This is a genomic window from Rothia sp. HMSC065C12, from assembly GCF_001812085.1.
In the GTDB taxonomy this organism is placed as follows: domain Bacteria; phylum Actinomycetota; class Actinomycetes; order Actinomycetales; family Micrococcaceae; genus Rothia; species Rothia mucilaginosa.
Genome location: NZ_KV807676.1, coordinates 174,821 through 191,250, shown reverse-complemented (window position 1 = coordinate 191,250; position 16,430 = coordinate 174,821). Strand labels below are relative to the sequence as shown.

At 57.2% G+C, this 16,430-nt stretch carries 13 protein-coding genes and 1 pseudogene; all 14 read left to right on the top strand.

The features are described 5' to 3' along the window. The first annotated feature begins 298 nt into the window (after positions 1 to 298). The gene (locus HMPREF2836_RS04330; protein WP_070629548.1) at positions 299 to 1,435 is read left to right on the top strand and encodes a tetratricopeptide repeat protein; all 1,137 of its coding nucleotides are present in this window, start codon (positions 299 to 301) and stop codon (positions 1,433 to 1,435) included. A 187-nt stretch (positions 1,436 to 1,622) separates the two neighbouring features. Further along, the gene (locus HMPREF2836_RS04325) at positions 1,623 to 2,660 is read left to right on the top strand and encodes an HAD-IIA family hydrolase (protein WP_070616648.1); all 1,038 of its coding nucleotides are present in this window, start codon (positions 1,623 to 1,625) and stop codon (positions 2,658 to 2,660) included. Then, a complete protein-coding gene (locus HMPREF2836_RS04320) occupies positions 2,653 to 2,820 on the top strand; it encodes a hypothetical protein (protein WP_005506658.1) in 168 nt (55 codons plus the stop codon). Before HMPREF2836_RS04325 ends, HMPREF2836_RS04320 begins: the two co-directional genes overlap by 8 nt. Before the next feature lie 90 nt (positions 2,821 to 2,910). Next, positions 2,911 to 3,639: a TlyA family RNA methyltransferase gene (locus HMPREF2836_RS04315; protein WP_070616645.1), complete on the top strand. Its 729-nt coding sequence runs from the start codon at positions 2,911 to 2,913 to the stop codon at positions 3,637 to 3,639. Between the two features lie 217 nt (positions 3,640 to 3,856). Beyond that, positions 3,857 to 4,177 (top strand): annotated as a pseudogene (gene merR / locus HMPREF2836_RS09120) (Hg(II)-responsive transcriptional regulator); the annotation flags it as partial. Between the two features lie 35 nt (positions 4,178 to 4,212). Beyond that, the gene (gene merA, locus HMPREF2836_RS09115; protein WP_083309159.1) at positions 4,213 to 5,871 is read left to right on the top strand and encodes a mercury(II) reductase; all 1,659 of its coding nucleotides are present in this window, start codon (positions 4,213 to 4,215) and stop codon (positions 5,869 to 5,871) included. A 301-nt stretch (positions 5,872 to 6,172) separates the two neighbouring features. Then, complete coding sequence (locus HMPREF2836_RS04310; protein ID WP_083309158.1) at positions 6,173 to 7,183, top strand: NAD kinase; 1,011 nt, start codon at positions 6,173 to 6,175, stop codon at positions 7,181 to 7,183. Between the two features lie 19 nt (positions 7,184 to 7,202). Continuing rightward, positions 7,203 to 8,921 carry a DNA repair protein RecN gene (recN, locus tag HMPREF2836_RS04305; protein WP_070629547.1) on the top strand — a complete coding sequence of 573 codons (1,719 nt, stop codon included), beginning with the start codon at positions 7,203 to 7,205 and terminating at the stop codon, positions 8,919 to 8,921. Between the two features lie 340 nt (positions 8,922 to 9,261). Continuing rightward, positions 9,262 to 10,956 carry a CTP synthase gene (locus HMPREF2836_RS04300; RefSeq protein WP_005506644.1) on the top strand — a complete coding sequence of 565 codons (1,695 nt, stop codon included), beginning with the start codon at positions 9,262 to 9,264 and terminating at the stop codon, positions 10,954 to 10,956. A gap of 145 nt (positions 10,957 to 11,101) precedes the next feature. After that, positions 11,102 to 11,776 carry an NUDIX domain-containing protein gene (locus HMPREF2836_RS04295; RefSeq protein ID WP_049350387.1) on the top strand — a complete coding sequence of 225 codons (675 nt, stop codon included), beginning with the start codon at positions 11,102 to 11,104 and terminating at the stop codon, positions 11,774 to 11,776. Positions 11,777 to 11,868: 92 nt separating this feature from the next. After that, positions 11,869 to 13,158, top strand: coding sequence for a site-specific tyrosine recombinase XerD (locus HMPREF2836_RS04290; RefSeq protein WP_060823707.1), 1,290 nt, complete (start codon positions 11,869 to 11,871; stop codon positions 13,156 to 13,158). Between the two features lie 94 nt (positions 13,159 to 13,252). Continuing rightward, a complete protein-coding gene (locus tag HMPREF2836_RS04285; RefSeq protein WP_005506637.1) occupies positions 13,253 to 14,113 on the top strand; it encodes a ParA family protein in 861 nt (286 codons plus the stop codon). Positions 14,114 to 14,305: 192 nt separating this feature from the next. After that, positions 14,306 to 15,334, top strand: coding sequence for a segregation and condensation protein A (locus HMPREF2836_RS04280; protein ID WP_070629546.1), 1,029 nt, complete (start codon positions 14,306 to 14,308; stop codon positions 15,332 to 15,334). Next, a complete protein-coding gene (gene scpB / locus HMPREF2836_RS09110) occupies positions 15,327 to 16,355 on the top strand; it encodes an SMC-Scp complex subunit ScpB (protein ID WP_083309157.1) in 1,029 nt (342 codons plus the stop codon). Before HMPREF2836_RS04280 ends, scpB begins: the two co-directional genes overlap by 8 nt. Positions 16,356 to 16,430 lie beyond the last annotated feature (75 nt).

Below are 16,430 nucleotides of genomic sequence, written 5' to 3'. Positions count from 1 at the left end.
TACTGCACTTTTGTGGGTGTGGGAGAGTAGGTTATTGCCGCTTTATTATTCAATAGCCCCGGCTTCGCCGGGGCTATTTTTGTTTGGGGAGGCCCTAGGGCCTCCCCATTTGTCTTTAACATCCCATCAGTACGGGTGCACGGAAGGTGCTCTCTATACTAGAATGGTATGGCTTATGTTTAGGCATTAGCGGGTGTATCTAAAGCACCCCTCATAGAGTTGATGCCTCAGGCAGCGGTTCGACCGAATCGACTGCATACCCTACCCGACCAAGAGCGGATACCTCCCAAGGAGATTCATGTCTGAGACCCCCCGTCACGAGTCTAACGGCTCCGGCCCCCGCCAGCCCCGCAAGAACAGCGGAGGAAAGGACTTCCGCTCCAAGAAGGGCGGCAAGAACTTCGGTGGCAAGGGCGGTTTCAAGCGTAACGACCGCGGAGGCAAGAAGTTCGACGGCCGTCGCTCCGACTCCCGTTCCAAGGCACCTCGCTCTAACGGTCCCGAGGCTGAAGCACCTCGCGAAGAAGTACGCAGCATCGGTGGCCGTGCAGGCTACCGTCCCGCAAAGCCCAAGGCGCCGGAAATTGATGACGACATCACCGGTCGCGAGCTGGACGGCGCAACCTTCCGTCAGCTGCGCGCCCTGGAACCGCGCAACGCAGAAACCGTCGCAAAGCACCTCGCCATGGCTGGTCGCTACCTCGACATCGACCCCGAATTCGCGCTGGAACACGCCGTTGCCGCATCCCGCAGTGCAGGCCGTATTGCCGCAGTACGCGAAGCCGTTGGCGTCGCCGCATACGTGGCAGAAGACTTCGAACTGGCGCTGCGCGAACTGCGCACCCACCGCCGTATTAGCGGCTCCGTAGACCACCTGGCACTGCTGGTGGACTGCGAACGCGCGCTCGGCCGCCTTCCCAAGGCAATGGAAATGATTGCAGAATTCAAGAAGGAAGAACTGCCCGCCAACGTGCGCGTAGAGCTCGCCATCGTTGAATCCGGCATCCTCAGCGATCAGGGCAAGAAGTCTGAAGCTGTCGTAGCGCTGCAGATTCCTCAGCTGAACCCCAAGCGCGCCTTCGAGTACAGCCCCCGCCTGTTCAGCGCATACTCCGACGCGCTAGCTAACGCAGGCCGTAACCAGGAAGCAGAACGCTGGGCACGCCTCGCATTCATGGCAGAAGCAGCACTGGGCCAGGGCAACTTCGCAGAACCCGAAATCTTCGACATGTTCGGTGAAGCAGGCCTCTTCGAACAGGAAGAGAAGTCTGTAGAACTCACTGAGACCGCAGAAGACGCTGAAGAGACCGCGGAAGCTTCCGCAGAAGAGGAAGCAGACGAAGCTGAAGAAGAGGCTGCTGAGGACGAGAAGACCGAAGCACCTAAGTCTGATGCGGCTAAGGCTGAAGAAGCAGAAGAAACCTCCGCAGAATAAGACTGCAGAGAACTTAAAATTCTGAATACTTGACCTAAGTGTCAGCGTGAAACCGCTGGACGCCACACCCAAGCAGGGGAGAGCGTCCAGCGGTTTTCCATATAAACGCCCGAAGGCGCCAACGCTAGAGTGTCTAACAGGTACGATTAATAGCGACAACCGCCAGAGCCCCCGAGAGGAACACTCTATGACCACGAATGCACTCCTATCCCGCTACGATGCCCTCCTCTCCGACCTGGACGGCGTAGTCTACGCGGGTCCCTTCGCCATCGAAGGTGCACCCGAAGCGCTCAACCGTGCCGAAGAAGAACTCAACGTACCGGTCATCTTCGTCACCAACAACGCATCGCGCTCCGTAGAATCCGTAGCAGAGCACCTGCGTGAACTGGGTGTGCACACCCGAGCAGAACGAGTCGTCAGCTCCGCACAGGCAGGCGCCGCACTGCTCGCACAGCATGTACCCGCAGGCTCCAAAGTACTCATCACCGGCACCGAAGCACTTGCCGATTGCGTTCGTGCAGTAGGCCTCGAAACCGTACGTAAGGAAGAAGAAGGCCCCGTAGCCGTCATCCAGGGTTTCGACCCCAAGATCGGCTGGGAAGACCTTGCGGAAGCCGCCTACACCCTCGCAAACCCCGACATCCTCTGGATTGCCACCAATACCGACCAGAGCATCCCCAAGGAACGAGGCCAGGCACCCGGTAACGGCACCCTCGTAGCAGCCGTGGCAAGCGCAACCCGCCGCACCCCGCTTGTCGCGGGCAAGCCCGAAGCGCCCATCTTCCACACCGCAGCGCAGGCTGTGAACTCCAGCCGCCCCGTCATCGTGGGTGACCGCCTGGACACCGACATTCTCGGTGCAAACAATGCAAAGATGGACGGCGCCCTCGTCCTCACCGGCGTACAGACCTACCAGGACGTCATCGAGGCCGTGCCGAACCAGCGTCCGACCTATATTCTGCGCACCCTCGAGGACTTCTTCGCGCCCTACCCCGAAATTGAGGTGCTCTACGAAGGGTACGAAGTCATCGCAACCGGCCCCACCTGGCAGGCACGAGTTCGCGGTGAAAACCTGAGCCTGACCGGCCCCGAGATTGAAGACACCGAAGCATTCGCGGGCAGCGAGAGCGAAGCCGAAGCATGGCGCGTAGCCTGCGCAGCATGGTGGGCAGCAAACCCCGAACAGGGCGCACGCCCCAACATCCAGGGGATCCCCGGTGCCTAAAGAACCGGAGACTAATAGCACGGCAGAGGAAACCGCTGAGCTTGATGCAGAATTCGAGCGCCAACTCGCGGCGACCCTCGCCATGGACCCCGTAGAGCGTGTCAAGCGCCTCGAAACGATGAGCGAGCAACTGGAGAAGGACCTCGAAAACCTCTCCTAGTTCGCAGCAGTGATCCCTCAGAACAGCAATGCTCTGAGGAGCACTAGATAACCCGTCACCAGACGACGACAGAAAGAAGACAAGGACACCGTGCGCCTCGATAAATACCTGGTCGAAGCCGGATTCGTGAGCTCCCGAACCCTCGCCGCAAAACTCATCGCGGCAGGAGACGTGCAAGTCAACGGCAAGGTTGCGCGCAAAGCGTCCATGCTTGTGGGCCCGGAGGACACCCTCTACGTGCGCCAGAGCGAGCTGACCGAATACGTCAGCCGCGCAGGCCACAAACTCGCAGGTGCCCTCGACGCGTTCCCCGATATCGAGGTAGAAGGCAAGCGTTGCCTGGATGCGGGAGCATCCACCGGAGGCTTTACCGACGTGCTGCTTCGCCGAGGAGCAGCCCACGTAGCCGCCGTTGACGTAGGACACGGGCAGCTCGTGGACACGCTACGCGAAGAACCGCGAGTTGGCGTGTACGAAGGACTCAACGTTCGCTACATGAAGCCCGAAGACATTGGTGGGCAGGTCGAACTGACGGTTTCTGACCTCTCGTTCATCTCACTGACCCTGGTCATGGAGGCGCTAGCGAACGCCACCGAAACCGGCGGCGACCTGGTGCTCATGGTCAAACCGCAGTTCGAGGTCGGCAAGCACCGCATTGGACGCGGGGGAGTGGTGCACGAAGAATCTGCCCGCCGTGAAGCAGTGGAAAAAGTTCAGGCATCTGCGGTGAGCCACGGGTTGCGTGTGATGGGTATGGAACCCAGCCCGCTCCCCGGACAGGACGGCAACGTAGAGTACTTCCTATGGTGCAAAAAATAAAGGGTCTTCGGAATATATAGTGGAATTACTTTCTTAATAGTTTAAAAACAACTGGTGTTTAAATCGGATTTTCTGGTGGGATGTTAGGATAATCAATAGTATTATATAAAAGTATCAATCACATACGAGTGATACTTTGGGAAAAAATAAAATAGTCCAATTTACTTGACCGTGTACTATGGTACATGGTTTATAATATTCAGGGGGGTGAAATAAGATGATTTATCGCATTAGTGAGTTTGCAGATAAATGTGGAGTTAATAAAGAAACGATCAGATATTACGAGCGAAAAAATTTATTACAAGAACCTCACCGAACGGAAGCTGGTTATCGGATATATTCATATGATGACGTTAAGCGTGTTGGGTTTATTAAACGAATACAGGAACTTGGTTTCTCTTTAAGCGAGATTTATAAATTACTTGGTGTTGTAGATAAAGATGAAGTTCGTTGTCAAGATATATTCGAATTTGTTTCTAAAAAACAAAAGGAAGTGCGAAAACAAATAGATGATTTGAAACGAATTGAAACTATGTTATAATAGAAAAATTAACAAACGAAAGGAGCTTTTTTATGAATAAATTTAAGGTAAACATTTCAGGAATGACTTGTACGGGTTGTGAAAAACACGTAGAATCAGCACTTGAAAAGATAGGTGCTAAAAATATTGAGTCTAGTTATCGTCGTGGTGAAGCAGTATTTGAACTGTCCGATGATATTGAGGTTGAAAGTGCAATAAAGGCGATTGCTGACGCAAATTATCACCCGGGCGAAGCAGAAGAAATACAAGTGCAATCGGAAAAAAGGACAGATGTAAGTTTAAATGATGAAGGTAACTATGATTATGATTACATCATCATCGGTTCTGGTGGAGCTGCCTTTTCATCTGCCATTGAAGCCGTTACTTTGAACGCAAAAGTGGCTATGATTGAGCGTGGAACGGTGGGTGGAACTTGCGTTAATGTCGGATGCGTTCCTTCTAAGACCTTATTAAGAGCAGGGGAAATCAATCATCTAGCAAAAAATAATCCATTTGTAGGATTACACACTTCGGCTTCAAATGTTGATTTAGCGCCATTAGTAAAACAAAAGAATGATTTAGTAACCGAGATGCGAAATGAAAAATATGTGAATTTAATTGATGATTATGGTTTTGAATTAATAAAAGGTGAAGCAAAATTCGTAAATGAAAATACAGTTGAAGTAAATGGCAATCAAATCACAGCCAAAAGATTTTTAATAGCTACAGGTGCTTCTTCAACTGCACCTAATATTCCCGGATTAGATGAAGTAGATTATTTAACAAGCACTAGCTTATTGGAATTAAAGAAGGTTCCAAATCGTCTTACCGTAATTGGTTCAGGATATATCGGCATGGAATTAGGACAACTATTTCATAACCTCGGGTCAGAAGTCACTTTGATTCAAAGAAGCGAGCGTCTATTAAAAGAATACGATCCTGAAATTTCAGAAGCCATTACTAAGGCCTTAACAGAACAGGGAATTAATTTAGTAACAGGTGCAACCTATGAACGAGTTGAGCAAGATGGAGACATTAAAAAAGTTCATGTTGAGATAAATGGTAAAAAGCGAATTATTGAAGCAGAACAATTGCTAATTGCCACTGGAAGAAAACCAAATACAGAATCATTAAACTTACATGCAGCAGGCGTTGAAGTTGGTTCCCGTGGTGAAATTGTCATTGATGATTATCTTAAAACGACCAATTCCCGAATTTATTCAGCTGGAGATGTCACTCTCGGTCCCCAATTTGTTTATGTAGCTGCTTATGAAGGTGGACTTGCTGCTCGTAATGCAATCGGAGGACTAAATCAAAAGGTCAATTTAGAAGTGGTTCCAGGCGTTACGTTTACTTCTCCATCGATTGCAACGGTTGGTTTAACGGAGCAACAGGCAAAAGAAAAAGGATATGAAGTGAAAACATCGGTATTGCCGTTGGATGCTGTTCCAAGAGCGCTCGTTAATCGGGAAACAACAGGTGTTTTCAAATTAGTGGCAGACGCGAAAACATTGAAAGTGTTAGGGGCGCATGTAGTGGCAGAAAACGCAGGAGACGTAATTTATGCAGCAACATTAGCTGTGAAATTCGGTTTAACTGTTGGAGATCTGAGAGAAACGATGTGTCCATATCTAACAATGGCAGAAGGATTGAAGCTGGCTGTCCTAACTTTTGACAAAGATGTTTCGAAATTATCTTGCTGTGCAGGCTAAGGGAACTTTTTTACAACTCCCTATTCAACGGTGTCGAAAGTAAATATAGTGCCGAAAATAAATAGTGCTAAGGCAGTCTGAGAAAAACCGCTCGGTAACGCAGGACGCGTTGAGGGCGGGGCTTTCTCAGGCTGCCACGCTATTCGCAGGTATTTTTTCATAGGTATTTTAGATATACCCCAGCTATACATTATTCGAAATAATTTTCTAAAAATATAGCTATTTAGAAAATCTTCGAGAACATATTCGGTATGATAGGTGTAGATACACCATCTCAACATCTCGATGGGAGAGAGTCGTTATGGCAAAACAGGAAAGTCGTGTAACGCGAGATTTTGACCTCTCGCAGTTGCCCACAATTAGCGCGCGCCATGATTCCGAAGACTCGGTAGGGCAGCGTCACCGTAAGATTCTCGTCTTCGCCCACGTGGGGCGCAAAGAAGCACGAGATGCCGCCCGACAGGCATGCACCCAGCTCTACGAAGCGGGACTCGCACCCGTCATGACTCGCTCCGATCTGGAGACCCTGAGCGAAAACTGGGACGAGCCCGTCCCCGTGCAGGTCGTCCACGAATCTGTAGCGCTCATCGATATTGAACTCGGCGTGGTGCTCGGCGGTGACGGTTCGATTCTTCGCGCCGCAGAAATGGTACGCCGAACCAGCGTTCCGCTCATTGGCGTGAACCTGGGACACGTCGGATTCCTCGCCGAATCCGAAGAGAGCGACCTGACCGAAACCGTTCGCTGCATCGTCAACAACGAATACACCGTTGAAGAACGCATGGCAATTGATGTGGAAGTCTGGAACGACGGCAAGCGCGTGCACAGCGACTGGGCGCTGAACGAAGCCAGTGTCGAAAAGGGCAACCGCGAAAAAATGATTGAAGTCATTATCGAGGTGGACTGCCGCCCGCTCAGCAGCTTTGGCTGCGACGGCGTGGTCATGGGAACCCCCACCGGCTCGACCGCCTACGCTTTCTCCGGCGGTGGCCCGGTCGTCTGGCCCGAAGTTGAAGCAATTCTCATGGTGCCGCTCTCGGCTCACGCGCTCTTCGCGCGCCCGCTGGTAGCAGCGCCAACCTCCACCCTGGCGGTAGAAATGATGCCCGGAAACGGCGCCTCCGGTGTGCTCTGGTGCGATGGCCGCCGAACCGTGGAGTTGGACCCCGGCTCCCGTATTGAGGTGCGACGCTCCGAAAAGTCGGTGCTACTCGCCCGTATCCACCCGGCTCCCTTCTCTGAGCGACTGGTGCGTAAATTTGAGCTTCCGATCCGTGGCTGGCGTGGTCCGCAGGACACCGAGAAGCACTAAAGAAAAGGAATGAACGTTCGTGATTGAGGAAATCCATATTCGAGACCTCGGCATCATCACCGATGCGAGGCTCCCCCTCGAACCCGGATTCTCCGTGCTGACTGGTGAAACCGGCGCAGGTAAAACCATGGTCGTCACGGCCCTCGGCATGCTCCTGGGTGCCCGATCCGACGCATCCAGCGTGCGCAACGGCGCTAAGAGCGCCCTCGCCGAAGCAGTGATTCGCCTGCCCCACGGGCACCGCGCCCTCGAGCTTGCCGAAGAAGCCGGCGGCACCGCCGAAGACATCGACGAACAGACCTCCGAGCTACTTCTGGCACGCACCGTCAACGCCTCGGGACGCTCCCGCGCCCACGTCGGCGGTTGCTCCGCCCCCATCGGAACCCTGTCTCAGATTGGTCAGACTCTTGTTGCAGTCCACGGCCAGTCCGATCAGCTGCGCCTCAAATCAGCGGCAGAGCAGCGCCAGTCCCTCGACCTGTACGCCGGCGAAGAGCTCGCCAACCTGCTGGAGAAGTACCGCGAAAACTACGAGCGATACCGCGCCGCCGCCGCAGAGCTGAAGGAAGTACGCGAAAACTCGCGCGCACGAGCCCTCGAAGCGCAGACCCTGCAGAGTGCCCTAGAAGAAATCAGCGCCGTCAACCCGCAGGCCGGGGAAGAAGAAGAGCTCAAAGCCGAAATGGTGAAGCTCATGAACGTTGAAGCGCTACGCATTGCGTCGGCAACCGCCTCCGCAGCGCTCAGCGGTAGCGAATACTCCACCCGCGACGAGCAGAGCGTCATGAGTCTGCTCGATGCAAGCCGCTCCGCGCTACAGGCACAGGCAGACGCTGACGAAGAGCTTGCCTCCCTCGCCGCGCGCGTCAACGAGCTGTTGATTCTTGCCACCGATATCTCCTCGGATCTGTCCTCCTACATGGCCTCCTTGGATGTTGAAGGCCCCGAACGTCTGGCGCAGGTGCAGACTCGCCGCGCCCAGCTGGCGACCCTCACCCGCAAGTACGGTGCCGACATAGCAGAGGTCCTCGAATGGGCCGAAGAATCACGCGCACGCCTCGAGACCCTGGTGGATGACCCGCAGCGACAGGAAACCCTGGAAACCGAGCTGGTACAGCTACGCAAGGTGCTTGGCGCCCAGGCAGAAGAGCTGACCGCCCTGCGCCGTGCCGCCGCGCAGAAACTGGCGGACGCCGTCAGCGAAGAGCTCACTGCTCTTGCCATGCCGAACGCCTCCCTGGTCGTGGAAGTTGCCGAAGCCGAAAAGTTCTCGGTGCACGGCCGAGACACCGTGACCTTCATGCTGGCGCCGCATCGAACCGCCGTGCCGCGCCCGCTCGGTAAGGGCGCCTCCGGCGGCGAGCTCTCCCGAGTGATGCTCGCCCTGGAGGTAGTGCTTGCCGAAGTGGACCCCGTACCCACCTTCATCTTCGACGAGGTGGACTCCGGCGTGGGCGGTAAGGCCGCTATCGAAATCGGTCGCCGCCTCGCCATGCTCGCCCGACATGTGCAGGTTCTGGTGGTCACCCACCTGCCGCAGGTCGCAGCCTTCGCGGACCAGCACATCCTCGTGCTGAAAAACGATGACGCGTCCCTCTCAAAGGTCAAGGTACTTTCCGAAGAGGAACGCGTGGTGGAACTGGCGCGAATGCTTTCCGGACACGATCAATCAGAATCGGCGCGAGAGCACGCCCGAGAGCTGCTTGCCGCCGGTCGAGAAGTGCCGCAGGGGCGCTGAAACCGGCGGCAAACCGGCAGGGAAAAGCATGAAGAAAGTGCTGGCAAAAGCGCCGAAAGGCGGCATCTTTCGCACTAAAGACCATCAAAGGGGCAGAAGTGCGCGAGCGTGCCTCGGAAAGTTGTCGGTACAGCCCGTGCCGGTGACCAATAGCGGCGCATGGAGCCCAGAGGATGTGAGATACTCTGTGAATGCTCCTACACCTGCTTCTACACGGCGCGGCGGGAATAATAAATCCCCAGCTCCGTTTACAGTGGTGATAAGGACAAATAGGGGAGGGAAAGCCGCCTGAGAGAATCCTCTCGCGGCAAAACCCTCTGCTTGGATAGCAGACAAGAAAATGGTAGGCTTAAATTCCGTGGTGAATGAAAAAAATAACGCTCTGAACGCGTCCTCTAACGACAAGGTAACCCGCCAGATTTTCGTAACCGGCGGCGTTGCATCTTCTCTCGGTAAGGGTCTGTCGGCCTCTTCCCTCGGTCAGCTTCTTCGCGCACGTGGCCTCTCTGTGACCATGCAGAAGTTTGACCCCTACCTGAACGTCGACCCCGGTACGATGAACCCCTTCCAGCACGGTGAAGTCTTTGTCACCGACGACGGTGCTGAAACCGACCTCGACATCGGACACTATGAGCGCTTCCTGGACGAAAACCTCGACCAGTCCGCTAACGTGACCACTGGCCAGGTCTACTCCTCCGTCATCGCAAAGGAACGCCGCGGCGAATACCTCGGCGACACCGTCCAGGTCATCCCTCACATTACCGACGAAATCAAGGCCCGCATGCGTCACGCAGCGGAAATTGACAACGCACCCGACATCATCATCACCGAAATCGGTGGTACCGTCGGCGATATCGAGTCCCTGCCCTTCATGGAGGCAGCACGCCAGGTACGCCGCGATGTTGGCCGCAAGAACGTCTTCTTCTTGCACGTCTCCCTGGTGCCCTTCATCGGCCCCTCCGGCGAGCTCAAGACCAAGCCGACCCAGCACTCCGTCGCAGCACTGCGCGGCCTGGGCATCCAGCCTGACGGTCTGATCCTGCGCTGTGAGCGTGAGGTTCCCGTATCGCACCGTACCAAGATCGGTAACGCATGCGACGTGGACAGCGACGCAGTCATCTCCTGCGCCGACGCACCCAGCATCTACGACATCCCCAAGACCCTGCACAGCCAGAAGCTCGACGACTACATCCTCGACTACTTCGGCATTGAGGCTCCCGCACCGGACTTCACCCAGTGGGACCGCCTGCTCGACGCAGTGCACCGCCCCGCAGCAGAGGTCAACGTTGGTCTGGTCGGTAAGTACATCGACCTGCCCGACGCATACCTGTCCGTCTCCGAGGCTCTGCGAGCCGGCGGCTTCGCAAACAACGTGAAGGTCAACATCAAGTGGGTTGCAGCAGACCTGTGCGCAACCGACGAAGATGCAGACCACCAGCTGCGCAACATGGACGCAATCCTCGTGCCCGGCGGCTTCGGCATCCGCGGCCTGGACGGCAAGATCGGCGCCCTCAAGTACGCACGCGAGCACAAGATCCCGACCCTGGGCATCTGCCTCGGCCTGCAGTCCATGGTCATCGAGTACGCACGCAACGTACTGGGTCTGACCGAAGCATCCTCCACCGAATTCGATCCGGAAACCTCCGTACCGGTCATCGCAACCATCGAAGAGCAGAAGCAGTTCGTCGAAGGTGCAGGCGACCTGGGCGGCACCATGCGTCTGGGCCTGTACAAGGCAAACCTGGTTCCCGGCTCTCAGGTAGCTAAGGCGTACGGTGCAACCGAGGTTGCAGAGCGTCACCGCCACCGCTACGAGGTGAACAACGAGTACCGCGAGCAGCTTGAAGAAGCAGGCCTGCGCATCTCCGGTACCTCCCCGGACTCCTCGCTGGTCGAGTACGTGGAACTGCCCGCAGAGGCACACCCCTACTACGTGGCAACTCAGGCACACCCCGAGTACCGCTCGCGTCCGACCCGCCCGCACCCGCTCTTCTCCGGCCTGATTAAGGCTGCTCTGGAGCGCCGCGGCGCCTAACATCTAGGCACGAACGTTCAGCATCCCGCTCACCCCGTACTGGGGAGAGCGGGATGCTTTCGTTTAAACCTAAACGTGCCTTATTCCGTGCCTGTACCTGACGCGCCAAACGTAGCGGGGCTAAGAAGCCGCCTACAATGAAAGAATGAGCAACAACCAGCAGATTATTGATGCACCCTCCGAACGCACCATCCGCACCCGCACCGTGAAGTACAGCGGCTACGTGATCGAAACGACCGTTGAAGAGTACGAACTCAACGAAAACACCGTGCTGACCCGCGACGTCGTGGAAATGCCCGGCGCCGTCGCCGTGGCGGTCCTCAACGACAACAACGAACTGCTGATGCTCAACCAGTACCGCCACCCGGTGCGCATGAACCTCTGGGAAGTACCCGCCGGACTGCTCGACATCGACGGTGAAGACCCCCTGGTCGCCGCGCAGCGCGAACTTGCCGAAGAGGCAGACCTGCAGGCAGGCACCTGGAACGCTCTGACCGACTACTTCAGCAGCCCCGGCGCAACCAGCGAAGCAGGCCGCGTCTACCTGGCGCGTAATCTCTCGGAACTGCCCGCCGAAGAACGTAGCGAACGCACCGAAGAAGAAGCCGAAATGACCTACCGCTGGGTGCCCCTCGCCGAGGCAGTACAGCTGGTACTGGGCGGAAAGGTTCACAACGCGCTCGCTATCCAGGCGGTACTCGCCACCTACGCGGCGGCGCAGAACAACTTTGAAGGTCTGCGCCCCGCCGAGGGCGGCTGGGAGTTCCACCCCTACATGGGACAGCGCCGCGAAAAGCCGGAGAACTTCCGCAACCACTAAGAACCGAACGTAGGGCGGGGGAGTAGTCTCGCCTACGGCAAACCCAAACGTCAAGAGGCCCAAATATCAACAGAACCGGCAGAGGAGATAGCGTGAAGCAGGCAAAAAGTACGGTGAGCAAGACACCCCGCGGCGCGGGTCTGCTCGGCGTGCCCTCTTCTGCTGGTTCCTCCATGCTGGGTTCTTCTGCCCTGGGTGCTTCCCACCAGGAGGCGCAGACCCCGCTGCAGAGAGCCATCGAGCAGTACCTCATCCACCTGCGCGTGGAGCGAGGAAGCAGTGAACACACCATCGCCTCCTACGCGCGCGACCTGCGACGATACAGCGCCTACATGGCGACCCTCGGCGTCATCGACCCCGAACGCATCACCACCGCGCAGGTACGCTCCTTCATGCGGGAACTCGCCGCCCCCACCGTGCCCCTTGCCGGATTTGAAGCGGGGGAGAAGAACAAGCAGAACGCGCAGGAATTTCAGGAAGTGCAGGAAGAAGCCGCAGAATCGCTGGCGCTGATGATCGCCTCCGAGTCGGGGCGAGGTACTGGAAAAGGTCGTGCCGGGCAGCCGGAGAAAGCCGGGGCGCCAGAAAAAGAAACGCCAACCGCTGAAGGCGCGCCGAGCCTGCCCCTGCCCTTGGGCCCGAACTCCATCGCCCGCACCATGGCGGCAGTCCGCGGAGCACACGCCTTCTGGGTCTCCGCGCTCATCGTGCCCACCGACCCGGCGGCACCGGTCACCCCGCCCAAGAACGTTAAACGCCTACCCAAAGCAGTCAGCGTAGAAGACATCCAGCGGCTACTCGCCGTACCCGACCGCGAAACCGCAACCGGGCTACGTAACCGAGCCATCCTCGAATTCCTCTACGCCACCGGCGCGCGCGTGAGCGAAATGCTCAACGCCGATATCGACGACGTGCACTTCGAAGGAACCCTCACCGATGAAGACGGCAACCAGATCACTCTGCCCGGCTACGTTCGACTCTTCGGCAAAGGAAATAAAGAGCGACTCGTACCTATTGGTAGCTACGCCCAAAAAGCAATCCAAGACTACCTGGTGCGTGCCCGCCCCTCCCTCGTAGCGCACGGTAAAGGCACCGCCGCGCTCTTCGTCAACGGCCGAGGCAGCAGACTCGGACGCCAAGGCGCCTGGCTCATCCTCAAGGAAGCCGCCGAAGCCGCCGGGCTCAGCTCCGACTTCTCACCGCACTCCATGCGCCACAGCTTCGCAACGCACCTGTTGCAGGGCGGAGCCGATATTCGCGTGGTGCAAGAACTGCTCGGGCACGCTTCCATCGCCACCACTCAGGTGTACACCAAGGTTACGCCCGAGGGGCTCATGGAGGTGTACCGCATGGCGCATCCGCGTGCTCACGAACGGGGATAAAACCCCGTCAATCCGCGGAACAGCCGCTCTTGAGGTAACCTTATAGACAACGCTTAAACTTTAAAACTTCGAATTCATTGATGAAGGTGAACCATTGACTGAAGCTCAGGCTCAAGAACTCGGCCCCACCGGTCGACCCCTGCGCGTATACCCCGACCCGGCTCCGCTGAGCAGCCACGGTCCCGCCCGCATTATCTCTATGGTGAATCAGAAGGGCGGCGTGGGTAAGACCACCTCCACCATTAACCTGGGCGCGGCGCTGGCAGAATGCGGCCGTAAGGTGCTGCTGGTCGACTTCGACCCGCAGGGTGCTCTCTCCGCCGGTTTCGGTGCGAACCCGCACGAACTGGACCTGACCGTCTACAACGTCATGATGGACCGCAAGGTCGACATCAAGGACGTCATCCTGCCTACCGGCGTGGAGAACATCGACCTGCTGCCCGCCAACATTGACCTCTCCGCAGCTGAAGTCCAGCTGGTCAACGAAGTGGCTCGCGAGCAGGTTCTCGCCTCGGCACTGCGCAAGGTCCGCGACGAATACGACGTCATCCTCATCGACTGCCAGCCCTCCCTGGGCCTGCTGACCGTCAATGCACTGACCGCTTCCGAAGGGGTCATCATTCCGCTGATTTGTGAGTTCTTCGCGCTGCGCGCCGTCGCACTGCTGGTCGACTCCATCGAGAAGGTTCAGGACCGCCTGAACCCCGACCTCGAAATCTCCGGCGTACTTGCCACCATGTTCGATGCGCGCACCATCCACTCCAAGGAAGTTCTGGCGCGCATCGTGGACGCATTCGGCGACAAGGTTTTCGACACCGTCATCAAGCGCACCGTGAAGTTCCCGGACGCGTCGGTGTCCGCTGAGCCGATTCTCAGCTACGCCTCCAGCCACCCCGGCGCGGAAGCATACCGCCAGGTGGCACGCGAACTGATCTACAAGGGCGGCGCACGCTAAAGCCCCACATCTATACGCCCTCTGCTGAGGTGACTCTCACCCTTGAGTCACACCGGCAGAGGGCGTATAATTGTGTGGATTCTAAAGACCCCCGCACACTGCTTACGCCGAAAAAATAGGCGAAGCAGAAGCCGCATCTGAGACGGCACCAACAAAGCCGGGGAGAATAAACCTAAGGAGAATAGGTCGTTTATGACCACGAACGTCGCTGCCGTGAGGGTACCGACACCGAACGCAGACACCGCCGCGAACGCCCGGACTGAGGGCCGCGGCCTGCAGAACCCGGAACGCGGTTTCACCCTCACCCTCAGTAATTTTGAGGGTCCCTTTGATCTTCTACTGACCCTGATTTCGCGCCGTAAACTCGACATTACCGAGGTGGCGCTCGCAGAGGTCACCGACGAGTTCCTCGCATACCTGCACGCCCTCTACGCTGAAGGCACCGAACGTGCACTCGACGAAGCCAGCGAATTTCTGGTCACCGCCGCAACCCTGCTGGAACTCAAAACCGCACGCCTGCTCCCGCAGCATCGTGAACCCCTCGAAGAGGACGTTGCACTGCTGGAGGCACGCGACCTGCTTTTCGCCCGTCTGCTACAATACCGCGCTTACCGTGAAGTTGCCGATATTTTTGCTGAACGCTGGGCGCAAGAAGCACAACGTTTTCCTCGTGCGGTAGCCCTCGAAGAACGATTCGCCCAGGCACTTCCCGAGCTGGTTTTCACCGGAGGCGCCGAAGAGTTCGCCCGCATCGCCGCAGCAGCGCTGAGCCGAACCCCCAAAGAGCCCGAACCGGAACCCGAAGAAATCGTTGAAGAACTCAACGAGCACCTGCACGTTCCGCTAACCACCATCGCGGCTGAAGAACACTACATTTTGCACAGCCTGCTCGATACCGCGGCGCGGGAACTGAGCTTCGCCGAACTGGTTCAAGGATCCGGCGAACTAGAAATCGCGGTGGTTCGTTTTCTCGCCCTGCTTGAGCTCTACAAAGAAGGTGCCCTGCACGTGGAACAGGACGCACCGCTCGGAGCTATTCGGGTACGTGCGAGCGCGAGCGCGGCACAGTTCGTGATCCGTGAAGAAACTGCAGACACCGCAGGCACACAGGATGCGCACGAAACCAGCGAAGCACCTGAACCACCAGAATCACCCCAAGTGAACGAATCTGCGAACGAATCTGAAGCTAACACGGGATCGGTAGAGGAGGATTATGAGTAATCATGGCTCACGCTTTGACCGTGAATTCACCCCCGACGACCTTGCGATCGTGAACATGGGCTACTGGGATCCGAACGCAGACGAGGATTCGGAACAGGCTGACTCGGTGCCGGTAGAGGCGGTAGAGTCTGAAATCTCGAAGCCTGCTGAGGCGGACGCTGAGCCGGCTGAGCACGAGGTAGCGGCCGCTCCTCTGGATGAGGTGACCGAAGAAGCTGAGGAGGCTGAAGCCGCCGAAACGGTAGAGGACTCCGATGGTTCCGACATTTCCGACGGCTCCGAGGAATCGCAGGAAACTGCATCCCGCGAGTCGAAGGAACCGGCAACGAAATCGGCAGCGAAATCGGCAAAGATTCCGGCGGGAGGCCCCTCCACCGCACCCAGCGTGGCGGTCGATGCCGAAGCCGAATTTTCCAAGGTCGAGGCAATCCCCGGTGGCATCAAAAGCGCCATTGAAGCGATCCTCGCCGTTGCCGAAGCGCCCGTGAGCGTGCGTGAACTCTCCGCCGCTCTCATCGTCAGCGAACGCGCTGTTGAGCACGCGCTCGACCAGCTGTACCGCGAGTACAACGGCGAAGAAAGCGGCTACGGAGAAGACGAAAACCGGGTAGCGCCCGAACCGCGCGGATTCCAGCTGCGGAACATCGCAGGAGGCTGGAAGCTCTACGCCCGCGACGACTTCGCCCCCTGGGTGGCACGCTTCGTGACCCGCTCCAAGAGCGCGACGCTGAGCAAGCCCGCCTACGAGACGCTCGCTGTGATTGCCTACCAGCAGCCGGTGACCAGGGCGAGGGTAGCCTCCATTCGAGGCGTAAACGCGGACGCGGCAATCCGTCAGCTACTGCAACGGCAGCTGATTCGTGAAGCAGGGCGAGAAGCCGGAAGCGGCGCGACCCTCTACGAAACCACGGAGCTGCTACTGGCGAAGCTCGGGTTGAACTCCCTGGAGGAGCTGCCGGCGCTCGCGCCCTTCCTGCCCGATGACACGGAAGCCGCAGTGCTTGCCGAGGGCAACGACTAAGACAACGAATCAATAAGACGAAGGAACGTTCGGGAAAAGCCTGAAACGTTCGCACTATACGACAGAAAAGAGAAG